Below are 22,556 nucleotides of genomic sequence, written 5' to 3'. Positions count from 1 at the left end.
AGGGAAAGAGATGGATTATGATGGATCAATGAGCAGAATGCTGAGAATGTGTGAATGGGTAATGCGGCTTGCGTATACGAATTTGCTTTGGCTTTTGTTCACATTGCTAGGACTAGGTTTCTTTGGAGTGATGCCAGCGACGACAGCGCTATTTTCAGTGATGAGAAAGTGGATACAAGGACATGAACAAGTAAAGGTATTCCGCATGTTTTGGAAGGTATACCGAGAGGAGTTTCTTCGGTCGAATCTGATTGGAGTGGTTCTTCTCATGATTGGAACCATTATTTATGTGGACTTGGCTTATATTTATCCAACTAGCTTTTTCTTACATGCTCTCCGTTTTGCCATTTATATATTTGGTTTCCTGTATATTGTCAGCTTGTTTTATATTTTCCCACTGCTTGCTCATTTTGATTGGAAAAAACGACTATATTTGAAATTTTCCCTTCTGCTCGGTATCTCATATTTACAATATACACTCTCAATGCTTGCTTTCTCGGTATTGGTGTTTTTCCTATTTGCTTATTTGCCAGGGATCGTTCCATTTTTCAGCATGAGTATCCTTGCGTATGGTCACATGTGGCTAGCCTATCAAGTATTTAAAAAGATCGCATTTGATAGCGAGCAAAAGACAGTAGATGTGAAGAAACGACTGCCGTCTTTCCTGCAATCAAAGCAGGTGAATACTCATTAATTCAACTTTATGTTGATGATTTGCTATAATGAGGTCATCTCGTATAGAAGGAGAGATCAACGACGTGTCAGTAAAAGAGATTTCAATAGAAGATTTAAAGCAAAAGCTAGAGCAAGGAGAAACAATACAGTTAATAGATGTTCGTGAAGATGAAGAGGTAGCAGAAGGAATGATTCCAGAGGCGGTCCATATTCGTATGGGGGATATTCCAAAGAAGCTGGATGCGTTCGATCAGAATCAAGAATATTTTATCATTTGTCGTTCTGGTCAACGCAGTGAAAATGTCTGCTATTACTTAGAAGATCAAGGTTATCAAGCGACAAATGTTGTAGGCGGAATGCTTGCATGGACAGGAGAAACAAAACCAAAACTGTAAAAAGGAGTCCTTTCATCAACGAGATGAAAGGTTTTTTTGTTCATATGCCCGTATCACAGCGCATAAAGATAGAGTAGCGAGAGAAGGGAGAGTGGCATATGTGCTAAAGGTAGCTGTATTTGATGAAGAACACGAAAAAGACTTGCAGAGTGAAATCAATCTGTTTTTAAGAGGAATGGATGAGGACCAAGTCATTGATATCAAGTACAATGTGGCGGTGGTCTGTGACCAAGGAGGAGAACAGCTATACTGTTTTTCTGCACTTATTTTATATAAAAAATAAAGAAAAATGCCGTTCGGATGAGAAGCAGGCATTTTTCTTCTTTATTATTTGGTTTATTGACCTTACCCCTAGCTCATCACTTCTCAAACAGAAAAGAGGCGAGTTTCTCACTCGACCTTTGTAACATGTTTTCATTCACTTTTTCAACCGTCCATATGTGATGAAGATTTTTCTTCGATACGCTTTCGAAGGCGGTATATATATTCTTTTAAACAAACGGCAAAAATAGTGAATGCCAGAACAATCGCCATCTTTAAAGGGGTGATCGAAAGCTTCAAGAAAAAGGCTGCTGTCAAACTGATCACGACAGCTAGGATAATTGGGAGTTGTCGTCTCATCATTTACAATCTCTCCTTTGCTTCTAGTGCAGCGTATTTGCCGGCAAGCCGGCCTGTGACAAGTGCTGATGTGATATTGTAGCCACCTGTGTAACCGTGAATGTCTAATATTTCTCCGCAGAAGTACAGACCAGGCATTTTTTTAGAGGCCATTTTCTTTGGTTCAATCTCTTTAACAGATACCCCACCGCCCGTGACGAAAGCCTTGTCTAAGGAAAGGGTGCCATTTACGTGGACCACGAAATGTTTACAGTCATGGGCAAAAGCACGCAGTTTCTCCTTTGTAAGACGAGAAAATGTTTCTTGAGGATCGATCTGGTGTCGTTCTAAAAGAAATAGTAAATAGCGTTCTTGCATCCAAGGTTTTAGCACATTTTTAATAGATTTCTTAGGTGATTCCTTTAAATCCTGCTGAAGCTTTTGAAATAATTCCTCGTCATGAAGTGTTGGATATAAATCGATTTGCAGGCGAACCGTCGGCTGCTTTTTCAGCTCTTTGACAACAAATCCACTGCACCGAAGTATAGCTGGGCCTGATAAGCCAAAATGAGTGAAAATCATATCCATCACATGTGTGACAACAGGTCTCCCTTTTTTGTTCAATACACTGACCGCCACATTTCTTAAGGAGAGCCCTTGAAGCACTTTTTCTTTAATAAAACGTTCATCTGATGTGACCGGTACTTCTGTTGGGAAGAGTTCTGTGATGGTATGGCCGGCAGCCTCTGCCCAAGCGTACCCGTCTCCGGTTGAGCCAGTGTGCGGCACACTTTTACCGCCAACAGCAACCACCACAGCTTTGCTTGAAATTTTTTCATCATGATTTGTAACAATTCCGGCTGCTTGTCCGTCTTGATACAGAACGGTTTGAATCTTTTCATTTGTTCGGATGGTGACGTTCAGTGCACGGAGCCTGTTTAAAAGGGCATCAACAACAGATTGGGCTTTGTCTGAAACAGGGAACATCCGCCCATGATCTTCTTCTTTTAATTCAATGCCTAGGTTCTCAAAAAACGCAATAATATCTTCGTTATTGAACTCAGAAAATGCACTATATAAAAAACGGCCGTTTCCGGGGATATGCTTGATGATTTCTTCTACTGGAAGGCGATTGGTCACGTTACAGCGTCCACCGCCGGAAATGGCTAATTTTCTGCCAAGTTTGTTCCCTTTGTCAATTAACAGAACAGATGCACCGTGCTCTGCTGATGCAATCGCAGCCATCAGTCCAGAAGGTCCACCGCCAATGACAATGACATCATAATGTTTCATGTTTCATTCCTCTTTCTTCTTCAGTCATCACTCTATTATAACGAAGAACAGAGAAGGCTGAAATATGAATTGATTGGTTTTGTGACTTCTGTGTTGGAATTGTTACCTGTGCGAGGAAATGATGTGGTAAAATAGTTAAGTTGAATATTCATTAGAAAAATGGTGGTTAAGCGCATGTCTAATAAACTGCTTCGAGGTACGTTGGTTTTAACGATTGGGACTTATCTCTCTCGTATTCTTGGTATGATTTACTTAATTCCATTTAGCGCAATGGTTGGAGCTACTGGTGGTGCGCTATTTCAATATGGATACAATCAGTATACGATCTTTTTAAGTATTGCTACGTTAGGGTTTCCAACAGCGGTATCGAAATTTGTCTCAAAATATAATGCAATAGGCGATTATGAGACAACAAGAAAAATGTTCAGGGCGGGTATGTCGGTCATGCTTGTCACCGGTATCATCGCCTTTTCTATTTTATATTTGACCGCACCGATTTTTGCCAAGATTCAGCTTGGCGGATCGAATGAAACGGGCGGTTTGACCGTCGATCAAGTGGTATACGTGATTCGTATGGTGAGTTTAGGTCTTTTGGTTGTGCCGATTATGAGTCTTGTGCGAGGATTTTTCCAAGGACATCAAATGATGGGACCGACAGCCGTTTCCCAAGTTATTGAGCAGCTTGTCAGAATCATCTTCTTACTAACGGCTACATTTATTATTTTAAAGGTTCTAGACGGCGGGCTTGTCATTGCGATCGGATATGCGACATTTGCGGCGCTTATTGGGGCGTTTGGCGGGTTATTTACCCTCTATCTATATTGGTTGAAGCGGAAGGATCGGCTCCTTTCCATGCAACCTAATACAGGGACTTATTCGAATTTGTCCTATAAGCAAATGTTTACAGAGCTGTTTAGCTATGCCGCACCGTATGTGTTTGTTGGACTAGCCATTCCGATTTATTCTTATATTGATACCAATACAATTAACAGAGCCATGATTGCATCGGGACATCAGGATATTAGTACAGCGGTACTGTCAATTGTGACACTATACTTACCAAAATTGGTCATGATTCCTGTGTCACTTGCAACAGCTTTTGGTTTAACGTTAATTCCTACAATTACGGAATCATTTACAGCACGTAATTTTAAACTGCTCAATCGTCAAATTGATCAAACAATGCAGATGATATTATTCTTCGTGCTCCCAGCTTCATTTGGAATCTCTGCTTTGGCTGGACCGGTTTATTGGTTTTTCTATCCGTCTGTTCATCCTGAGATTGGGATATCCATTTTGTTCTGGTATGCACCTGTTGCCCTATTGTTCTCTATGTTCACCATTAACGCAGCCATTCTGCAAGGGATTAATAAACAAAAATTTGCCATTGTTAGCTTAATTTTAGGAATTTTGATTAAAACCGTATTGAATATTCCGCTGATTAGCTGGCTTCAAGGAAATGGTTCCGTGCTTGCCACAGCACTTGGCTATAGTGCGTCTATTTTATATATGTTCATCATGATTAAGCGTCATGCAGGTTACTCATTCCGCAGGATCTTCAAACGTTTTATTCTCATTAGCATTTTAACGGCTATTATGGTTGTGGTAGCTTTTGCGACAAGTCAACTTGTGAGTCATTTTATTTCTTATGAAGGCGGAATTGTCCAAGCTGGTATTGTTATTTTGATTTCGATGTTAACTGGCGGCGGTGTGTATATGTTCTTATCTTACAAGGTTGGATTGCTAAAGCGTGTACTTGGCAATCGATTACCGAAATTTATGCGTAAAAAAGTTTAAGAAGAGGTGGGTGTTCATGAGGCTTGATAAATTGCTTGCAAATAGCGGCTTTGGTTCAAGAAAAGATGTGAAAAAATTGGTCAAGGCCCGGGTCGTCACAGTGAATGGTGAAGTGGCAAAGCAGGTGAGAGATCATGTTGATCCATCGAATGATGAAGTATTCGTACACGGAGAGCGAGTGGAGTATAAAGAGTTCATTTATTTAATGATGAACAAGCCAGATGGTGTGATTTCTGCAACAGAGGACCTTCGAGATGAAACGGTTGTAGATTTACTTGAGCCGGAAGATATTGCAAGACAGCCTTTTCCTGTGGGGAGACTGGACAAGGATACGGTCGGTCTCTTGCTCCTGACAAATGACGGACAGCTCGCTCACCAATTGCTTTCTCCAAAAAAGCATGTGCCTAAAACGTATGAAGTCCATTTAAAATATCCTTTAGGAGATCAAGATATTAAACGTCTCGAGCAGGGGGTTGTCATTTTAGACGATTATGTAACAAAGCCGGCAAAAGTTGAAGTTGATGCCAATCTAGAGTCAGATACACGAATTCGTTTAACGATTACTGAAGGGAAATACCACCAAGTAAAGCTAATGGCTCAAGCAGTGGGAAATGAAGTCATCTTTTTAAAGCGTCTTTCTATGGGAGCCATATTATTGGATGAAGACCTTGAGCCTGGAGAATATCGAGAATTAACTGATGAAGAATTAGATAATCTAAGAGAATAGAAAAAGAACCGGCATATCGCCAGTTCTTTTTATTATATGGAAAATTCATTATACTCAAGAAGATATTTTTACTTTTTTTCTCGTTGTTTCCCATTTGCCTCTGCTTGGACTATGAACAAGATCATTATAGGCAAGCACGTTTAAGTCTCTTTGGATGGTTCTAGGTGTGATCCCGAATTCATCAACCAGCTCTTGTGTCGTCACAAGACCTTTTTCTTGAATGAACATATAAACTGATTTAATTCGAGTCATCATACGGTTTGTTGAAGGTTTCAAAAAACCACTCCCTATCAATAAGATCGAATGGACTTGACTAACCACAACTTACTACACTAAAACTGCCATGCAACAATGGTAAATGTTCGTGTTTCTTAATGTTTTATTTTATTATACACATTATTATGCATGGAGTTCCACCAAAAAGTCAAATTTACGTTTTTTTAAACATATCTACATATTATATAACATGAGTTGAATTCGGTTACAACCCAATATCCATAAGGGATATGGGGGTGATTTCTTCCGTAAAAAGAAACACAGAAAATTTACACATTATCCTTCTAAGAAAAAGAGTTGAATGAAAAATAATAATGCAAAGACGAGAACAAGGACGTGTACCTCTCTCCATTTTCCTTTTGCCAATTTCACTAGTGGATATGAAATAAATCCAAGTGAAATCCCTGTAGAGATACTTGATGTCAGCGGCATTGATAGAATGACGAGAAAAGCAGGAAATGCTTCATCAAGCTCGTTCCAGCGAATGCGAGAAACTGAGTTCATCATCAAACAGCCAACAATAATCAATACAGGTGACGTGATGGCAGGAAGTGAAGAAATGGCTTCAACTAATGGACCAAAAAACAAAGCGACAATAAACAGTGCAGCCACCGTTAAAGAAGTAAGACCTGTTCTTCCGCCAGCTGCAACCCCTGACGATGATTCAATATATGCTGTCGTTGGGCTTGTTCCAAACATGGAGCCGGCGGTTGTCGCAACAGAATCAGCAAGCAAGGCTCTGCGTACCTTTGGTAGCTGACCATTTTTCATTAATCCTGCTTGTTCTGCAACCCCGATCATCGTCCCAGTCGTATCAAATATCGTCACAAGTAAGAATGAAAAAACGACTGCATACAAATGATGTGAGAAAACGTCACCGAAGGCAGCGAATGGGTTCGTAATCAGTATCCTTTCAGGTAGTGCAGGAACATCCATGAGTACTTTAGGGAAATGAAGGTGGCCAGTCATGAGCGCAAGCACAGTTGTGGCTAGCATACCAATAAACAGTGCACCATTCACTTGAAGAACCATTAAAATTACTGAAATCATTAAACCGATCAGTGTTAACACGACAACAGGAGAGGTCAAGTGACCGAGTTTCACAAGATTCTCTGGATCAGCGGCAATGATGCCAGACTGCCTGAGACCGATGAACGCAATAAAAAGTCCAATCCCCGCTGTAATTCCATACTTTAAGTTATCTGGAATGGCTTCAATCAGTTGTTTTCTTAAGGGTGTTAACGATAAAATAATAAAGAGTATCCCAGCCACAAATACTGCACTGAATGCCGTTTGATAGCTGATACCGCCGCCTCCAACAACTGTGAAGGTGAAATAGACATTCAGCCCCATGCCTGGTGCGATGGCGATTGGATAGTTTGCAAAGAGTGCCATCCAGAGCGTACCGACGACAGCGGCGATAATTGTTGCAGTAAAGACTTGGTCAAAAGGAATACCTGCTTTTGAAAGGATTCCTGGGTTAACAGCTACAATATATACCATTGTAAAGAATGTTGTCATTCCAGCGATTAATTCTTTCTTTATGTTGGTTTGGTTTTCTTTTAACTGAAACATAAAATCCTCCATTTACGAACGTTATTGCAAAACAATTAATATAATATTCGTTTTGAGGGTGAATTGCAACCTTTTTTCAAGGAGGAATGAAAAAATGAATTGGGAATTTGAAGTCATAAGAAAAAAAGAGGATCTGATTAAAGACACACAATCTTTTTTGCAAATTGAAAGTGTCCTTGATGAAGAGGGTAGAAAAGAAGGAAAGCCGTTTGGGGAAAAAGTCAATGAGGCTCTTCAGTATATACTGAAAAAAGGGGAAGACGAAGGTTTTACTGTCAAGAATGTCGATGGATATGCAGGTCATATTGAATATGGACGAGGTGAAGACATTGTAGGTGTGCTATGCCATGTGGACGTCGTGCCTGCAGGCGATGGTTGGACATCCCCTCCATTTTCAGCGGATATAAGAGAAAATAAAATCTTTGCACGAGGTGCCATTGATGATAAAGGACCAACCATGGCTGCCTTTTATGCGCTTAAGATTTTAAAAGATGCAGGACTGCAGTTATCGAAAAAGATTCGTTTAATCATTGGAACAGATGAAGAAAGTGATTGGCGTTGTGTGGAGCATTATTTCAAACATGAGGCCATGCCGACTGTCGGCTTTGCGCCAGATGCAGATTTTCCAATCATTCATGCTGAAAAAGGGATTATTGATGCGATTGTGTCATTTACTTATCCAGAATCAGAGGGGAATACGCGTTACAGCCTGAAGCATTTTACATCAGGTATGCGGCTTAATATGGTGCCAGATGAGGCCATCGCAACAGTGACAGCAACACAAGAAGATGCAGAGGCGTTAAAAGTAGCGTTTGAAGAATATCTCGTAGAAAACAAATTATCAGGTGAAACGAAGGAAACAGTTAACGGTCTGCATTTTACATTAAAAGGGGTTTCAGTTCATGCAATGGAACCGGCGCATGGCGTCAATGCAGGAATTCATATGGCGAATTTTTTATGTAAGCATGAATTAGATGAACATGGGCTTGCCTTTACATCACAATTGAACGCTTTATTTGATCAGGACACACGAGGTCAAAAACTAGGAATTGCATGCCGAGATGATATGAGCGGAGAGCTGACTCTCAATGTAGGAACAATCCGTTATACGCAGCACGAGGAAGCGAAGCTTGGCTTCAATGTCCGTTATCCAGTGACAGCAGACGGCAAGGACGTAAGGAAAGGGATTGAAAGCATTAAAGGAGCAACGCTTGAAAAATTTGATGACAGCCCTCCGCATCATGTGTCAAAAGACCATCCACTTGTGAAAACATTGCAACGTGTGTACGAGGAACAAACAGGAGATCCAGCGTCCCTTATGGTCATTGGAGGAGGAACGTATGCAAGGTCTTTAGAAGCAGGTGTTGCCTTCGGTCCTCTATTCCCTGGAAGACCAGACTGTGCACATCAAAAGGACGAATATATAGAGATTGATGATTTACTGAGAGCAACTGCTCTGTATGCTCAAGCAATGTATGAACTAGCAAAGTAAGACAGAAAAGAACACACAGGCTCAAAGGGTGACCTGTGTGTTCTTGACATGCTCCATTATGCTTTAAACACATCACTTGATAAATATCGTTCGCCCGTATCTGCTGTCATACAGATGACGATGTGCTCTTTAGGCATTTGCTTGGCCGTTTCAATGGCTGCATAGCACGCTGCGCCAGATGATGGACCGACTAAAATCCCTTCAAGCCGAGCAAGCTGCTGTGTGATGTGATAAGCATCTTCATCGCTGACTTGCATTATGTCATCATAGACATCCTTATTAAGGATGTTAGGAATAAAGCCTGGACTTGTTCCAACAAGTTTATGTTTACCAGGTTTTCCGCCAGACAAGACAGGAGATCCTTTCGGTTCGGCGACACGTATTTTCAAAGAGGGGAATGCTTTTTTTAATTCCTCACCTGTACCTGTAATCGTACCACCAGTACCGGCTGTTGCCACAAATGCGGCAAGTGGCTGGTCGATCTGTTTCACAGCTTCAATGATTTCAATAGCCGTAGTTCCTCTATGGGCATTGGGATTGGCCTCATTATCGAATTGCATTGGAATAAAGCTATTCGGAATCTGTTTCGCTAATTCTTCTGCCTTTCGAATGCAACCAGGCATTTTTTCATCTCCTGGGGTCAGCACAACCTGTGCACCATAAGCCTTTAAAATATTCATCCTTTCCTTTGTCATCGTATCAGGCATGACGAAAATGGCCTTGTACCCTCTTGCCGCTGCATTCATCGCTAAGCCAATTCCTGTATTACCGCTTGTTGGTTCAATGATGGTTGCCCCTTTTGTCAGCGTCCCTTTCCTTTCAGCCTCAATGATCATATGATAGGCGGCTCTATCTTTCACACTTCGACTAGGATTAAATGATTCAAGCTTTACATAAACCGCAGCCGCATCCTCTGGCTGAAGACGGTGTAATTTGACAAGTGGTGTATCGCCAATGAGCTCAGCGATGTTTTGTGCAACTTTCAACATTTGACACCCTTTCTTCTCATTCCGCATTTCTTTAGTTATACTATCAACAATAGGATTCGTAAAGTTTGTTAAAGAAGGACGGGTGATCATATGACTGGAAGCCGTCATTATTTTATTGGGATTCAAATACCTGAACAGCTTGCGCATCAAATCAAAAAAGACGTAGATGCAAGGAGTGGGCTGTATTTTCAAAAATGGACAGCTCCTGCTGATTACCATGTGACCCTTGTGTTTTTAGGTGCTATTGTAAAAAAGCGCTTGGAGCATATCATCGAGCTGTTGGAGAAGCTTTCTAAAGACACCGCTGCATTTCCACTAGAGCTGTATCATTTAGATAGCTTTGGTCAAAAGGAGAAACCGAGAGTCTTTTTTGCAAAGCCAAATGAAAGCACTCCGCTTATGCAATTGAGAGAAAAGGTGAAAGAGGCCGTCGTAACAACTGGTCATCCTGTCGAAACGAGATCATTTCATCCGCATATGACCATTGCACGTAAATGGAATATGGATCAGCCTTTTGTGGAACAAGCGCCTTTACGAGAAGTGCCATATACGATGGATGTTTCAAGTATCGCTTTGTTTGAAATACGTCCAGAAGAAACACCACGTTATCACGCAATCAAACGATTTACACTACATAAATGATTCTAGAAGTTGGAGTGAGCATCATATGGCACAAATTATCAAAATCCAAGATTATATTTCTCGATATGAGCAAGACCCGCATCATTACATCAACCAATTTATTCGATTGAAAAAGCAAAGATGGGAAGAACTAAAGCAGGCATCAAAAGAGCAAGTGCAGAAAATTCAGTTTGACCAAATGTCTGAACAAGCATCCGAGCAAGAAGATGAAAAGAAAAAGACATTCTCCTTAAAGAGAAAGCAGAAACAAGCCGATATGAAAAAGGAACGTGACTTGAGACTTTTTCATGAGCCAACAGACATAGAACAAGGTGTATTCCGAAATGTTCCAACTGATGAAGCGAAGCTGATTCACTTTTTCAAGGATCATCTTTACGATGTTCAATTAAAATGGGCGAGTTCAACCATTTCACAAATTTCAACGGTCTCGCATCACATTCGGTATGACGAAAAGCTGCGTATGCTGGCGAGACAGCTTCCAGATTCATATTTTGTGATGTATAAGCCGGTGCTGCTGATTCAAAAAGCTGAAATGGAATTATGTCCGGTTCTCATTACGCCGCTAGAAGTGATTTGCTTATCCTTCTTAGAGGCAGAGCCAGACAGTGTGTATATCGGATCAAAGGAACGTTTCTGGGAGAAACGTGCGACTGGGAAAGCTGTACAGTCGGTCTTGAATCCTTGTGCGCATCTTTTGCGTTCTGGAAACGTGGTGTCAAAAATTCTTGATCAAAACGGTATAGATTTTCCGGTGAAGAAAATTCTCATCAGCCGTACCTCTTATATTGATCTACCAGAAGTTCCTTATGGAATAGAGGTTATTGATAAGAAGAAGGCAGAAGGATGGTTTGAAAAGCAACGGAATAATACGGCACCTACAAAGCATCAACAATTTAAGGCAACAAAGGCATTGCTTGCTTATGGTGAATCAGTTAGCAAAAGAAGGCAGGAATGGCTCGATTAACATGGATCAAGGTTGCGAATAACGAGACTTGAGTGGAGCCTATATATGAATGAATGGTATTTTATCATCAATCCAGTAGCAGGACATGGAAAAGGACTCTGTACTTGGAGGAATATAGAGAAAGAATTGCAAAAGATGGAGATCTCATATCGCTCTTTTCTTACCCAGCATGAAGGGCATGCAGAAGTATTGGCAAGACAAATTGCCACAATGCAGGATGACAGGCTGAAGCGTCTTATTGCGATAGGCGGTGATGGCACCATTCACGAAGTGCTAAATGGCTTAAAAGAAACAGAGCATGATGTTCAGCTTAGCTTTGTGCCGACTGGTCATTGGAATGACGCTGCTAAGGGACTTGGAATCCATCGACATGATGTATTAAAAGAAGTGAGAAAGCAAAAGAGACTGCTCACTAAAACATTTTCTCTCGGCTCATTTCAAGATCATGCAGAAAGCCCGCAGTCTGTTCTGTTTATTAATCATATAGGGATTGGGTTTGATGCGCACGTCCTAAAAAAGACTGCCCATTTCAAAGGGAGAAAATGGCTGATTCGTCTCAAATTAGGGTTTATCATATATCTTATGTCGTTTCTCCATTCTCTATGGTCATTTAAGCCTTTTGACCTTGCTCTTTTTATTGAGAATGAGAAAAAAGTCTTTCGTCAAGTGTGGTTTGTCATCGTATGCAATCACCCTTTTTATGGCGGTGGACTGCAAGCAGCACCTGAAGCTACTTCTCGGCAACCAGGATTTCAAACGATGGTTGTCACGAATTTAAATCCATTTAAAGTCTTCGTGTTTTTAAGTGCTATGGTATTTCGGAAGCATATCACAATGGATGGTGTCACCCTTTTTCACCATGAGGAAGCTTATTTAGAAGCAGATGAAAAAATTCTGTTTCATGCAGACGGTGAAGTCATCGGTGCAACCCCTGTCTTTGTGAAGGCAAGTGAACGATCCTTAAAATTACGTGCTTAAAAAAAGCAACTAGACCAGCGCCTCGTCAAAAGAACCAAATAGCTCACCCGATTTTGAAAAAGCCATGCTTCGGTCGTGTTCTTGTCCTGATTTTTTAGTTTTGCTTGACGAGTATAAGAAGGTAGCGATAAAATCTATAGGACGGCTATTGTTTAGCATCTCAATTTCAATAGCTGTCCTTTTTGTTTTTATGATCATATAAATAAAAAAAGCAGCCAATTGATCTTCAATCGGCTGAATTTTGTTGACTAAAAAAGCGTGATTCAAAATATTTTAAGAAATGATGGGTTGAAAATTGATATGAACTGGTTGGGACAAATATTAGGTAGCGAATGGCACATCTCTCCTGCTGGAGGCGCTACGGGAGATGCGTACTTCGCAACACACAATGACCAAAAGCTATTTTTAAAACGCAATACATCACCGTTTCTTGCGGTTTTGTCAGCTGAAGGCATTGTGCCAAAGCTTGTCTGGACAAAACGAATGGAAAATGGGGATGTCATTACAGCACAACATTGGCTCAGTGGCAGAGAGCTAAAGCCTAAGGACATGAATGAACGTCCTGTTGCGGAACAGCTAAGAAAAATCCACACATCAAAAGAATTGCTCGATATGCTTAAAAGGTTAGAAAAGCACTCGCTTGACCCAGCATCCATTCTGATGCACATCAAGCAGTCTATTTTAAAAGAGCAAATTGATTCCAATGACATAAAGCGTGCCATTCAGTACTTAGAGAAGCATGTAGATGCGGTCCATTACGAAGATAAGGTCGTGTGCCACTGTGATCTCAATCATAATAACTGGCTACTGACAGATGAAAATCAGCTCTATCTCATTGATTGGGATGGTGCCATGATTGCGGACCCAGCGATTGATCTAGGACCTCTTTTGTATCATTATGTCGAAGAAGAGAATTGGGAAAACTGGCTCTCCATGTATGGCGCTCCGCTAACGGACAATTTGCGAAAACGCATGGCTTGGTACGTGCTTGCAGAAACGGTATCCTTTGTCATATGGCATAAAAGAAAAGGAAATGAGAAGGCACTAAAAGAGGTGCAAGCCGAACTAAGCGCATTGCTCAAACGGTTAAACATTCATTAAGATAGTGGAATGTTCTCGACCCACTCAGACAGATGAGATTGATGCTCCTCGATATGCGCATCAATTGAACTGACGGACACTCCTTTTTGGCTATATTCATAAATATCGGTTAAAAGCTGACGGATATCCGCATCGAGATCCTCTTTTGCCAGCATTAATTGAATCACACGTCCCACCTGTTCATATTCTGCAACAGTACCACAGCAATCAAGCTGATGATCGGTTAAAATATCTTTGATTAATTGAAGCTGATGTTGACGGTTTAATCCCATACGTATGCTCCTTTTTGAGTATCGTTTATGTGGTTAAACTGTGCATCAAGCTTTTATTTTATACATGCGACAGATCAGCTCAGCGAGAGGCTGGTCTTTTTTCGTATACGCGTATCAGATGCTGTCTTGCGGCTCTTCATGTTTCATGATATCTTGATAAAATGTAAAGAAAATAGAGGTGTATCAAATTGAGAATGCGGCATAAACCATGGGCTGATGATTATTTAGCTGAAAATGCTCATATTGTCCTAGCAAACCCTGAACAGTATAAAGGAAAATGGCACGAGTTGTTTGGAAATGATCATCCAATTCATATCGAAGTCGGTACAGGAAAAGGGAGCTTTATTGCTGGAATGAGCAAGCTTCATCCTGACATCAACTATATTGGCATTGAATTGTTTAAGAGCGTCATTGTAACAGCTGTAGATAAAATCAAAGAAACAGATGTCCAAAATGTGAAGCTACTCAATATTAACGCAGACACGCTTACAGACGTGTTTGCCGAAGGTGAGATAGATCGAGTGTACTTAAATTTCTCTGATCCATGGCCAAAAACAAGACACGAAAAACGTAGATTGACCTTTAAAGCATTTTTAGAGCGATATGAACATATCCTCTGCCCAGGCGGTGAATTGCATTTCAAAACAGATAATCGCGGATTATTCGAATATTCCTTGAAGAGCTTTTCTGCCTACGGACTCCTCTTAACATATGTGAGCCTTGATTTACATGCGGATGGACTAGAAGGAAATGTGATGACCGAATATGAAAAGAAATTCTCTTCTATGGGACAGCCCATCTATCGATCAGAAGTAAAGTTCCCAGAATAACATGTGAAAAAAGCTGGCTACAACAAGGTGTTGTGGTCAGCTTTTTTTCATGACAAGAGCCGATTGGTACATGCGATTTCTGGGCGTATTTGCTACGATAGAAGTAGGAGGGATGACAGCAGTGGAAACAATGAAAATAGGTGAAATTGAGTTGTTCTGGTTAAACGGGGGAGATACCCACATGGACGGCGGTGCTATGTTTGGTGTGGTGCCAAAGCCTTTATGGTCGAAAAAATACCCTGTAAACGATCGAAACCAAATTGAGTTGCGATGTGACCCCATTCTCATTAGATGGAATGGTCTTCATATGTTAGTAGATTCAGGCATCGGATCAGGTAAACTGACTGATAAACAAAAACGAAATTATGGTGTCACAGAGGAGACAAAAGTTGAAGAATCACTTGCCACTCTAGGCCTTCAGCCAACAGATATCAATAAGGTATTAATGACACATCTACATTTTGACCATGCTAGCGGGTTAACCAAATGGGAGGGAGACAAGCTCGTTTCTGTCTTCAAAAATGCAGAGATTATCACGTCAGCTATCGAATGGGATGAAATGAGACAACCGAATATCCGTTCAAAAAATACATATTGGAAAGAAAACTGGGAGCCAGTATCTGATCAGGTGGTCACATTTGAGCAGAGTCTCGACGTGACAGACGGTATTCAAATGCATCATACAGGCGGGCATAGCAACGGACACAGTATCTTAACACTGACAAGTAACGGAGAAACAGCCATTCATTTAGCTGATATCATGCCGACACATGCGCATAGAAATCCACTTTGGGTGCTTGCATATGATGATTATCCAATGACCTCAATACCAGCCAAACAAAAGTGGCAAGCATTTGCTGAAGAAAAAGATGCGTGGTATTTGTTTTATCATGATGCCATTTATCGCGCTGTCAAGTGGGATCAAGAAGGACACCTCACACATAAAGTCAAAAGAGCAAAAGGGGTATAAAAGATGATCTGCATGTTTTTTCGCCTTTCACACAAAATAACCACAAAATGAACTTGTGAAAGGAAGAGTGCAGGTGAATCAATTTTATCGAGTACATGGTCAAATCATCGAGACGACATTAAGAGGGATGGAAGTCATGTCTGTCCCTTATTTAAACAAAGGGGTCGCGTTTACAAAGGAAGAGCGGGAGGAGCTTGGTCTAAAAGGATTCCTACCGCCGAAGGTATTAACATTAGAAGATCAGGCAAAGCGTGCATACGAGCAGTTTAAAGCCCAGCCGGATGCGCTTGGCAAAAACATTTATTTAACGGCTCTTCACGACAGAAACGAAGTGCTGTTTTATAAATTATTAAATGAACATTTAGCTGAAATGCTTCCAATCGTATACACACCGACAGTCGGCACTGCCATTCAGCGTTATAGTCATGAATATCGAAAACCAAGAGGTCTATATTTATCCATTGATGACCTTGACGAGATGGAAGATATTTTCGCCTCATATGGTGTGGATGAATCCATTGATTTAATCGTGGCAACGGATGCTGAAGGCATATTAGGCATCGGAGACTGGGGAGTCGGCGGAATTGCGATTTCTGTTGGGAAATTGGCTGTTTACACTGCGGCAGCAGGCATTGATCCTAGCCGTGTACTGGCGGTTGTACTTGATGCAGGAACGAATCAAGAGAGCCTGTTAAATGATCCGCTTTATGTCGGAAACCAGCATTCTCGTGTACGCGGTGAGCGCTATGACCAGTTTATTGATCGATATGTAGAGCTTGCACGAGCGACTTTTCCAAATGCCCTGCTTCACTGGGAAGACTTTGGCACAAAGAATGCACGCGCTATTTTGGAAAAATACAAGGATCATATATGTACATTTAATGATGATATTCAAGGAACTGGAGCGGTTTCACTTGCAGCAGTGCTATCTTGTGCAAAAGCATCAAAGATCCCGCTGAAAGACCATCGAATTGTCATTTTTGGAGCAGGTACAGCAGGAATAGGAATTGCTGAACAAATTCGTGATGCCATCGTGAGAGAGGGTGTCAAAGAAGAGGAATCATACGGGCGTTTTTGGTGCATTGATAAAAATGGATTACTCACAGATGATTCGACTGAAATACTACCGTTCCAAAAGCCATATGCAAGAACTTCTGAGGAAGTAAAGGACTATGCCCGTAATGGTCCAAAGCATTCGATTGATTTATTGGAGGTAGTGAAGCAGGCTAAACCAACCATTTTAATTGGAACATCTACAGTGGGCGGAGCATTCACTGAGGAAATCGTGAAAGAAATGGCGTCACACGTCGAGCGCCCAGCTATTTTACCAATGTCTAACCCGACACCTCTTTCAGAAGCGAAGCCAGAAGATCTGATCGAGTGGACAGAAGGACGTGCACTTGTGACAACAGGAAGTCCATTTGATCCTGTTGAATATAATGGGGTTACCTATGAAATTGGTCAGGCAAATAATGCTCTTGTCTTTCCTGGCCTTGGTCTTGGAACCATTGTGTCTAGAGCCCGTCTGATGACAAATAGCATGTTTGTTGCGAGTGCTGAAGCCATTGCCAGCATGGTGAATATCGGAAAACCGGGTGCGGCGATGCTGCCAAGTGTCGATCAGCTTCGAACGGTTTCAGCCACAGTGGCTGTCCGTGTGGCGCAAGCGGCCATTGACGAAGGCGTTGCACAAGAGACACCTGATGATTTAATACAAGCTGTACAAGATGCAATGTGGCATCCAGTTTATAAAAAAATCAAAGCCATATAAAAAGAAGCTTCGCAAGGATTATTTCTTTGCGAAGCTTTTTTATCAAGCGACAGAATCAATGACATCAACGATCATACCGGTTTTTGCATCAATCATCACTTCGTACTGTTCAAGCTCGCCAAAGGCAGAGCGGGTAATGCCAGATTTGTATACATCAATTGTTTCACCATTTACGGTATACGGCTCTGGTACAGTATAAATCCAAGAGCCATCAATCGGGCCGCGCTGTTTAAAAGCAGATTTTACAATTTTTAACGCTTTTTCAGACGAGATATACGCAGGGAAACATACTTTTTTTGCAACAATTGCAGCGGCTACGCCAATACTCGCACCAATCAGAACATGTTTTAACTTCAACGTGCTGCACCTCCGTATTGCTGTTTTTTCCATTATACAAAACTTGTCCATTGATGTTAAGGAATCCGAATACTTGAGAGCATATTCAAAATTTCTGGACAGATACTTGGAAAACCGAAAGAATTCTTATAGTATAAAGTGAGTGTTATTTTTATAGGAATATATATGGTCATGTCATAGAAAAGAGGTCAACGATAGAATGAACGAAGAGACATTGTCGCTTTTCCGAAATTTAACAGAATTACAAGGAACCCCAGGTAATGAGCACCATGTGCGTGCTTTTATGAAACGCGAACTTGAGAAATATGCAGATGAATTGATCCAAGATCGACTTGGTGGTGTGTTTGGTATTCGGAAAGGACAAGAAAAAGCACCTGTCGTGATGGTTGCTGGTCATATGGATGAAGTTGGTTTTATGGTATCGTCGATTACAAAGAACGGAATGATTCGGTTTCAAACCCTTGGTGCCTGGTGGAGTCAGGTGATGCTTGCTCAACGTGTTGACGTCCACACAGATCACGGACCGATTCCAGGTATCGTGTCAAGTACACCTCCTCACCTTCTGACACCAGAACAAAAAAGCAGATCTGTAAAGCCTTCAGATATGCTCATAGACATTGGTGCCGATAGTGCAGAAGAGGCAAAAGAGCTCGGCATTCGGCCAGGTCAGCAAATTGTGCCTGCTACTGTCTTTACCCCAATGGCCAATCCGAAAAAGATTTTAGCCAAGGCATGGGATAACCGCTATGGCTGCGGACTCGCTATTGAATTATTAAAAGAGTTAAAAGACGAAACGCTCTCATGTCAGTTGTATTCAGGAGCAACTGTGCAGGAGGAAGTGGGATTAAGAGGTGCAGAAGTTGCTGCCAACATGATTAAGCCAGATCTTTTCTTTGCTTTAGATGCGAGTCCAGCAAATGACGTTACTGGTGATAAAACACAATTTGGACAGCTTGGAAAAGGCACACTTCTTCGTATTTTTGATCGAACGATGATGACGCACCGGGGCATGAGAGACTTTGTGCTCGATACAGCAGAAACGTATAACATTCCATATCAATACTTCGTATCGCCTGGCGGTACTGATGCTGGACGTGTGCATATCTCTAACCATGGAGTACCGTCTGCTGTGATTGGTGTATGTGCCCGTTATATCCATACAAGTCACTCTGTTTTGCATGTGGATGATTATGCGGCAGCGAAAGAGTTAATCGTTCGTCTTGTAAAAAGCTGTGATCAAAGCACTGTGGATACCATTTATCAAAACGTTTAATGACTTTTAGAAACAAGGGCTGCCTTCTTGAATGCGGGCAGCCTTGTTTCTTATTGTTGTTCGAAGACATATGATAACGCCTTGATTGCTTGATTCACTGTTTCGACGGTGATATTGGCTTTGTTTGACAACTCTTTTAATGGATGGTGCAGTTCTTTTGGGCGTATCAAAATGAGCGGCTTCCCTTTGGCGATGGCAGATGACGCATCCATTGCGGTATTCCACTGTTTATATTTTTCACCGAAGCGAGCAATGACGACATCTGCCTTGTTTAACAAAATTTCTGTACGAAAATTGTTTAAATCAGAAGCGGCATCATCTTTCAATATTGCATTTGGCTGCTCTCCTAGGATTTCTTCGCCGATGTTGTCTGAACGATCGTGATGTTCCATTGGACCAACGAATGTAACTGGTAGCTTTAAAGATTGACTTTTCTCCTTGATTTCATCACGCCATTGGCTATGAATTTCTCCTGCTAAATATACGGTTAATTGCATAACGATATCCTCCTTGTGGACAAACTTAGTAAAGGTTTCCCTTGTTTCTTTTCATGTTACACAAGAAGTGCTTGATAAAGCAAAAAAAATATGATTATGATATTGATGGTAGAGGCTATTTTTCATCGTAAGAAAACTACATATGATAGGAAGGACAAGCAATTTCGTCTTTCCTATGAGAAAGCAGGAAAACGACATTGATGACTTATTTGAAAAGAAAGGGAGTTTCCCTTTCGCCAAAGGTGTATTTCATTGATGCACTTTCTTATATGGCTTTAGGCTTATTCGCTACATTAGTGGTAGGGCTCATCTTAAAAACAGCAGGCGGGTTGTTATCGCTTTCGTTCGTCGTTAAAATGGGGACGCTGGCGATGGGGCTAATGGGACCAGCCATTGGCGTAGCGGTTGCCTATCGCTTGAATGCTTCTCCGCTGATCATTTTTGCGAGTGTTGTCTCAGGTGCCGCAGGAGCTGAGCTTGGTGGGCCTGCTGGTAGCTTTGTTGCTGCCTTAATTGGTGTAGAATTAGGCAAAGTTGTAAGTGGTGAGACAAGAATAGATATTATTTTAACACCGCTTATCACCATTATGACAGGGTTTATGACCGCTACTTTTATCGGACCAGGCATTGAGGCCATGATGACAGGACTAGGTAGACTCATCATGTGGGGAACAGATCAAAGCCCGCTTATCATGGGCATGCTTGTGGCAACTATTGTAGGGCTCGCCCTTAGTTCACCGATTTCAAGTGCTGCGCTTGCGCTCATGCTTGATTTAAGCGGAACAGCTGCAGGTGCTGCAACGATTGGCTGCTGTGCTCAAATGATCGGCTTTGCTGTTGCAGGATTTAGAGAAAACCGCTTTGGCGGTCTCGCTGCTGTTGGCATTGGAACGTCAAAACTTCAGCTTCCGAACATTGTGAGAAATCCCCTCATATTAATACCGCCGACGATTGCAGGCATCATTCTTGCGCCAATTGGTATTATTGGTTTCGGTATGGTCAATAATGCGGCAGGAGCGGGCATGGGGACAAGCGGTCTTGTCGGACAATTAATGACACTCACTGTGATGGGGTTTCATCCGTCCGTCTTACTCGCGATTGCTCTCTTGCATATCGTTGGTCCGGCAGTGATTAGTTTGGTAGTATCAGAATGGATGAGAAAAAAGGGCTATATTCAATTCGGAGATTTGACCATACAAACAGGAGGAATCAAACATGAAAAAAATTGAATCAAACGAACAATTACAAAAAGTTATTCAAGAAGACTTAACCGTATTACTATTCTCAGCTGACTGGTGCCCGGACTGCACATTTATTGAACCATTCTTGCCTGAGATTGAAGCAAATTATCCTGAATTCGAATACTTCTATGTCGACAGAGATCAGTTCATTGATACGTGTGCAGAGTGGGAAATTTACGGAATCCCAAGCTTTTTGGTCTTTAAAAACGGACAAGAGATCAACCGGTTTGTCAGCAAAGACCGTAAGACAAAGGAAGAGATTGAAGCATTTTTGAAAGATTCTCTTGCAAAATAGACGAAAGGAGAGTCTGATAGATGGCTAACATCACATCGAGACAGCTTGCCAATCAATTGAAAAGCCGTCTTGCCAATGACAACTGGTCACATCAGTTTGACCGGGAAAAAGATACACTTCGTATTGAAGATAAACAAACAGGTAAAGGCATCACGCTTGAGCTCCCACCTATTATTGCGAAGTGGGAAGTGAAACCGGATGAAACGATGGATGAAATCGTCTATTATGTCAAAGAGGCACTGAGCGCAATGAAAGGCGAAGCTCAGCACATTTCAGGCAAAGAGAAACAAATTTATCCGGTCATTCGTTCGACTTCCTTTCCAGAGACATCAAGTGAAAATATTCCGCTCGTTTATGATGAGCATACAGCTGAAACAAGAATCTATTATGCACTTGATCTTGGAAGCACCTATCGGTTAATTGATGAGAACATGCTTCAAAAGGAAAACTGGACAAAAGAGCGAATCAGGGAAACCGCAAGCTTTAACGTCCGCTCACTTGAAACCGTGGTGAAAATGGATGAAGTGGCAGGCAATCGCTTTTATTTCTTCCGTGCGAATGACGGATACGATGCAAGCAGACTTTTAAATGAATCAATTTTACAAGAATACGCGCAAAAAATAGAGGGGCAGATGGCCATTTCTGTTCCCCATCAAGATGTATTCATTATTGCAGATGTTCGCAATGATTCAGGCTATGATATTTTAGGGCAAATGTCGATGAGCTTTTTTGCAAGCGGGACTGTTCCGATTACCGCACTGTCATTTTTATATGACGAGGGAAAGCTTGAACCGATCTTTATCCTTGCGAAAAAAAGACCAAAACAGCAGTAGAAGGGAATTTTGAGGGATGAACGTTTTTTATAATGCAGAGGGTGTGGGTGATACACTCCTCATTTCGATCAAAGATGTGACAAGAGAACAAGTTGATTTTGAGAGATTTGGAGATGTTGTAAGAATTTTCAATCAAGACACAAAAGAAACGACCGGTTTTAATATTTTCAATGCTTCAACGTATATGAAAATGAAAGAAAATGGATCTGTGCCACTATCTGAGACACTTGTTCAAGATATCAATGAAATTTTAAGCCGTAACGGTGTGAGTGAAACATTAACGGTTGATTTATCACCAAAGTTTGTGGTCGGTTATGTGAAAGAAAAGGAAAAGCATCCTAACGCAGATAAATTAAGCATTTGTCAAGTGGATGTCGGCCAAGAAACACTGCAAATCGTGTGCGGTGCACCAAATGTAGATCAAGGTCAATATGTAGTGGTTGCGAAAGTCGGTGCAGTGATGCCTAGCGGCTTGGTGATCAAAGATGCTGAGCTAAGAGGTGTTGCTTCAAGCGGAATGATCTGTTCAGCAAAAGAATTAGGTCTTCCTGATGCACCATCAGAAAAAGGAATCCTTGTACTAGAAGGAAGCTATGAAGCTGGAGAGCCTTTTGAAGGGTAACCTCCCATAAACGGGCAGATACGAGCGAAGAATGTGTTATATCAAAGTCACTAAGTGCGTACTTAGTGACTTTTTTTCATCTACATAAATG

Annotated in this window: 26 protein-coding genes; 18 read left to right on the top strand and 8 right to left on the bottom strand. The window is 41.4% G+C overall.

Annotated elements, in window-relative coordinates; all coding sequences use genetic code 11:
* The first annotated feature begins 10 nt into the window (after nt 1-10).
* From ACIQCE_RS11590 to ACIQCE_RS11580, 3 genes are all read left to right on the top strand, one after another.
* Entirely contained in the window at nt 11-694 is a 684-nt protein-coding gene (locus ACIQCE_RS11590; protein WP_400495135.1) for a YesL family protein, read from the top strand.
* 64 nt (nt 695-758) lie between these two features.
* Nucleotides 759-1,070 (top strand): rhodanese-like domain-containing protein, encoded by a 312-nt coding sequence (locus ACIQCE_RS11585; RefSeq protein WP_400495134.1) that lies wholly within the window; start codon nt 759-761, stop codon nt 1,068-1,070.
* A gap of 100 nt (nt 1,071-1,170) precedes the next feature.
* The gene (locus tag ACIQCE_RS11580) at nt 1,171-1,353 is read left to right on the top strand and encodes a sporulation protein Cse60 (RefSeq protein WP_353854892.1); all 183 of its coding nucleotides are present in this window, start codon (nt 1,171-1,173) and stop codon (nt 1,351-1,353) included.
* A 143-nt stretch (nt 1,354-1,496) separates the two neighbouring features.
* On the opposite strand, the gene ACIQCE_RS11575 is transcribed toward ACIQCE_RS11580, so the two are convergent.
* Nucleotides 1,497-1,694, bottom strand: a complete 198-nt coding sequence (locus ACIQCE_RS11575) for a hypothetical protein (protein WP_353854893.1) — start codon at nt 1,692-1,694, stop codon at nt 1,497-1,499.
* A complete protein-coding gene (locus ACIQCE_RS11570) occupies nt 1,695-2,963 on the bottom strand; it encodes a BaiN/RdsA family NAD(P)/FAD-dependent oxidoreductase (protein WP_400495133.1) in 1,269 nt (422 codons plus the stop codon). It abuts the gene before it with no gap.
* A 174-nt stretch (nt 2,964-3,137) separates the two neighbouring features.
* Here ACIQCE_RS11570 and ACIQCE_RS11565 point away from each other — a divergent pair, with 174 nt between their 5' ends.
* Nucleotides 3,138-4,760, top strand: coding sequence for a putative polysaccharide biosynthesis protein (locus tag ACIQCE_RS11565; RefSeq protein WP_400495132.1), 1,623 nt, complete (start codon nt 3,138-3,140; stop codon nt 4,758-4,760).
* A 16-nt stretch (nt 4,761-4,776) separates the two neighbouring features.
* Nucleotides 4,777-5,487, top strand: a complete 711-nt coding sequence (locus ACIQCE_RS11560; RefSeq protein ID WP_400495131.1) for a pseudouridine synthase — start codon at nt 4,777-4,779, stop codon at nt 5,485-5,487.
* Nucleotides 5,488-5,541: 54 nt separating this feature from the next.
* Here ACIQCE_RS11560 and ACIQCE_RS11555 read toward each other — a convergent pair whose 3' ends face one another.
* Both ACIQCE_RS11555 and ACIQCE_RS11550 read right to left on the bottom strand, forming a co-directional pair.
* Complete coding sequence (locus tag ACIQCE_RS11555; protein ID WP_008356419.1) at nt 5,542-5,763, bottom strand: DeoR family transcriptional regulator; 222 nt, start codon at nt 5,761-5,763, stop codon at nt 5,542-5,544.
* A 276-nt stretch (nt 5,764-6,039) separates the two neighbouring features.
* Nucleotides 6,040-7,338, bottom strand: a complete 1,299-nt coding sequence (locus ACIQCE_RS11550) for an NCS2 family permease (RefSeq protein ID WP_400495130.1) — start codon at nt 7,336-7,338, stop codon at nt 6,040-6,042.
* Nucleotides 7,339-7,432: 94 nt separating this feature from the next.
* Here ACIQCE_RS11550 and pepV point away from each other — a divergent pair, with 94 nt between their 5' ends.
* The gene (gene pepV, locus ACIQCE_RS11545; RefSeq protein ID WP_400495129.1) at nt 7,433-8,830 is read left to right on the top strand and encodes a dipeptidase PepV; all 1,398 of its coding nucleotides are present in this window, start codon (nt 7,433-7,435) and stop codon (nt 8,828-8,830) included.
* Between the two features lie 56 nt (nt 8,831-8,886).
* On the opposite strand, the gene cysK is transcribed toward pepV, so the two are convergent.
* A complete protein-coding gene (gene cysK / locus ACIQCE_RS11540; protein ID WP_400495128.1) occupies nt 8,887-9,819 on the bottom strand; it encodes a cysteine synthase A in 933 nt (310 codons plus the stop codon).
* Nucleotides 9,820-9,909: 90 nt separating this feature from the next.
* Between cysK and thpR the strand changes: the two genes are divergently transcribed.
* The 4 genes from thpR (at nt 9,910) to ACIQCE_RS11520 (ending at nt 13,504) form a co-directional block, all read left to right on the top strand.
* Nucleotides 9,910-10,461, top strand: a complete 552-nt coding sequence (gene thpR, locus ACIQCE_RS11535; RefSeq protein ID WP_400495127.1) for an RNA 2',3'-cyclic phosphodiesterase — start codon at nt 9,910-9,912, stop codon at nt 10,459-10,461.
* 25 nt (nt 10,462-10,486) lie between these two features.
* Complete coding sequence (locus ACIQCE_RS11530; protein ID WP_400495126.1) at nt 10,487-11,425, top strand: hypothetical protein; 939 nt, start codon at nt 10,487-10,489, stop codon at nt 11,423-11,425.
* A 45-nt stretch (nt 11,426-11,470) separates the two neighbouring features.
* A complete protein-coding gene (locus ACIQCE_RS11525; RefSeq protein ID WP_400495125.1) occupies nt 11,471-12,403 on the top strand; it encodes a YegS/Rv2252/BmrU family lipid kinase in 933 nt (310 codons plus the stop codon).
* A gap of 300 nt (nt 12,404-12,703) precedes the next feature.
* Complete coding sequence (locus ACIQCE_RS11520) at nt 12,704-13,504, top strand: phosphotransferase family protein (protein WP_400495124.1); 801 nt, start codon at nt 12,704-12,706, stop codon at nt 13,502-13,504.
* Here ACIQCE_RS11520 and ACIQCE_RS11515 read toward each other — a convergent pair.
* Entirely contained in the window at nt 13,501-13,776 is a 276-nt protein-coding gene (locus ACIQCE_RS11515) for a YtzH-like family protein (RefSeq protein ID WP_400495123.1), read from the bottom strand. The two genes, ACIQCE_RS11520 and ACIQCE_RS11515, sit on opposite strands and share 4 nt — an antisense overlap.
* Before the next feature lie 188 nt (nt 13,777-13,964).
* Here ACIQCE_RS11515 and trmB point away from each other — a divergent pair, with 188 nt between their 5' ends.
* The 3 genes from trmB (at nt 13,965) to ACIQCE_RS11500 (ending at nt 17,347) form a co-directional block, all read left to right on the top strand.
* The gene (gene trmB / locus ACIQCE_RS11510) at nt 13,965-14,606 is read left to right on the top strand and encodes a tRNA (guanosine(46)-N7)-methyltransferase TrmB (protein WP_400495121.1); all 642 of its coding nucleotides are present in this window, start codon (nt 13,965-13,967) and stop codon (nt 14,604-14,606) included.
* A 121-nt stretch (nt 14,607-14,727) separates the two neighbouring features.
* A complete protein-coding gene (locus tag ACIQCE_RS11505) occupies nt 14,728-15,576 on the top strand; it encodes a YtnP family quorum-quenching lactonase (protein ID WP_400495120.1) in 849 nt (282 codons plus the stop codon).
* A 73-nt stretch (nt 15,577-15,649) separates the two neighbouring features.
* Nucleotides 15,650-17,347 (top strand): NAD-dependent malic enzyme, encoded by a 1,698-nt coding sequence (locus ACIQCE_RS11500; RefSeq protein WP_400495119.1) that lies wholly within the window; start codon nt 15,650-15,652, stop codon nt 17,345-17,347.
* Between the two features lie 42 nt (nt 17,348-17,389).
* Here the strand turns inward: ACIQCE_RS11500 and ACIQCE_RS11495 are convergent, their stop codons facing one another.
* Nucleotides 17,390-17,704, bottom strand: coding sequence for a PepSY domain-containing protein (locus ACIQCE_RS11495; RefSeq protein WP_400495118.1), 315 nt, complete (start codon nt 17,702-17,704; stop codon nt 17,390-17,392).
* Between the two features lie 199 nt (nt 17,705-17,903).
* Between ACIQCE_RS11495 and ACIQCE_RS11490 the strand changes: the two genes are divergently transcribed.
* On the top strand, nt 17,904-18,977 hold the full coding sequence (locus tag ACIQCE_RS11490) for a M42 family metallopeptidase (RefSeq protein ID WP_400495117.1): 1,074 nt from the start codon (nt 17,904-17,906) through the stop codon (nt 18,975-18,977).
* Between the two features lie 50 nt (nt 18,978-19,027).
* Here ACIQCE_RS11490 and ACIQCE_RS11485 read toward each other — a convergent pair whose 3' ends face one another.
* Nucleotides 19,028-19,474, bottom strand: coding sequence for a YtoQ family protein (locus ACIQCE_RS11485; RefSeq protein WP_353854907.1), 447 nt, complete (start codon nt 19,472-19,474; stop codon nt 19,028-19,030).
* Nucleotides 19,475-19,674: 200 nt separating this feature from the next.
* On the opposite strand from ACIQCE_RS11485, the gene ACIQCE_RS11480 reads away from it, so the two are divergent.
* From ACIQCE_RS11480 to ytpR, 4 genes are read left to right on the top strand one after another with little or no spacing between them, the layout of a single operon-like run.
* Nucleotides 19,675-20,703, top strand: a complete 1,029-nt coding sequence (locus ACIQCE_RS11480) for a PTS sugar transporter subunit IIC (protein WP_400495116.1) — start codon at nt 19,675-19,677, stop codon at nt 20,701-20,703.
* Entirely contained in the window at nt 20,690-21,010 is a 321-nt protein-coding gene (locus tag ACIQCE_RS11475; RefSeq protein ID WP_400495115.1) for a thioredoxin family protein, read from the top strand. Before ACIQCE_RS11480 ends, ACIQCE_RS11475 begins: the two co-directional genes overlap by 14 nt.
* Before the next feature lie 20 nt (nt 21,011-21,030).
* A complete protein-coding gene (locus ACIQCE_RS11470) occupies nt 21,031-21,843 on the top strand; it encodes a DUF1444 domain-containing protein (RefSeq protein WP_400495114.1) in 813 nt (270 codons plus the stop codon).
* A 16-nt stretch (nt 21,844-21,859) separates the two neighbouring features.
* Nucleotides 21,860-22,465 (top strand): YtpR family tRNA-binding protein, encoded by a 606-nt coding sequence (gene ytpR / locus ACIQCE_RS11465; protein WP_400495113.1) that lies wholly within the window; start codon nt 21,860-21,862, stop codon nt 22,463-22,465.
* The last annotated feature ends 91 nt before the right edge of the window (nt 22,466-22,556 follow it).

Origin of the sequence: Bacillus sp. NPDC093026 (genome assembly GCF_044754665.1) — a bacterium.
Lineage (GTDB): Bacteria > Bacillota > Bacilli > Bacillales > Bacillaceae > Bacillus > Bacillus maqinnsis.
The sequence above is the reverse complement of the archived record's forward strand: the minus strand, read 5'-3'. Positions and strand labels throughout refer to the sequence as shown.

Coding starts and splice junctions, on each gene's coding strand:
- ACIQCE_RS11590 (WP_400495135.1), top strand. CDS start 11: ATGGATTATGATGGATCAATGAGCAGAATGCTGAGAATGTGTGAATGG.
- ACIQCE_RS11485 (WP_353854907.1), bottom strand. CDS start 19,474: ATGCAATTAACCGTATATTTAGCAGGAGAAATTCATAGCCAATGGCGT.
- ACIQCE_RS11550 (WP_400495130.1), bottom strand. CDS start 7,338: ATGTTTCAGTTAAAAGAAAACCAAACCAACATAAAGAAAGAATTAATC.
- ACIQCE_RS11475 (WP_400495115.1), top strand. CDS start 20,690: ATGAAAAAAATTGAATCAAACGAACAATTACAAAAAGTTATTCAAGAA.
- ACIQCE_RS11525 (WP_400495125.1), top strand. CDS start 11,471: ATGAATGAATGGTATTTTATCATCAATCCAGTAGCAGGACATGGAAAA.
- ACIQCE_RS11515 (WP_400495123.1), bottom strand. CDS start 13,776: ATGGGATTAAACCGTCAACATCAGCTTCAATTAATCAAAGATATTTTA.
- ACIQCE_RS11565 (WP_400495132.1), top strand. CDS start 3,138: ATGTCTAATAAACTGCTTCGAGGTACGTTGGTTTTAACGATTGGGACT.
- pepV (WP_400495129.1), top strand. CDS start 7,433: ATGAATTGGGAATTTGAAGTCATAAGAAAAAAAGAGGATCTGATTAAA.
- ACIQCE_RS11560 (WP_400495131.1), top strand. CDS start 4,777: ATGAGGCTTGATAAATTGCTTGCAAATAGCGGCTTTGGTTCAAGAAAA.
- cysK (WP_400495128.1), bottom strand. CDS start 9,819: ATGTTGAAAGTTGCACAAAACATCGCTGAGCTCATTGGCGATACACCA.
- ACIQCE_RS11470 (WP_400495114.1), top strand. CDS start 21,031: ATGGCTAACATCACATCGAGACAGCTTGCCAATCAATTGAAAAGCCGT.
- ACIQCE_RS11575 (WP_353854893.1), bottom strand. CDS start 1,694: ATGATGAGACGACAACTCCCAATTATCCTAGCTGTCGTGATCAGTTTG.
- ACIQCE_RS11520 (WP_400495124.1), top strand. CDS start 12,704: ATGAACTGGTTGGGACAAATATTAGGTAGCGAATGGCACATCTCTCCT.
- thpR (WP_400495127.1), top strand. CDS start 9,910: ATGACTGGAAGCCGTCATTATTTTATTGGGATTCAAATACCTGAACAG.
- ACIQCE_RS11530 (WP_400495126.1), top strand. CDS start 10,487: ATGGCACAAATTATCAAAATCCAAGATTATATTTCTCGATATGAGCAA.
- ACIQCE_RS11480 (WP_400495116.1), top strand. CDS start 19,675: ATGACTTATTTGAAAAGAAAGGGAGTTTCCCTTTCGCCAAAGGTGTAT.
- ytpR (WP_400495113.1), top strand. CDS start 21,860: ATGAACGTTTTTTATAATGCAGAGGGTGTGGGTGATACACTCCTCATT.
- ACIQCE_RS11490 (WP_400495117.1), top strand. CDS start 17,904: ATGAACGAAGAGACATTGTCGCTTTTCCGAAATTTAACAGAATTACAA.
- ACIQCE_RS11570 (WP_400495133.1), bottom strand. CDS start 2,963: ATGAAACATTATGATGTCATTGTCATTGGCGGTGGACCTTCTGGACTG.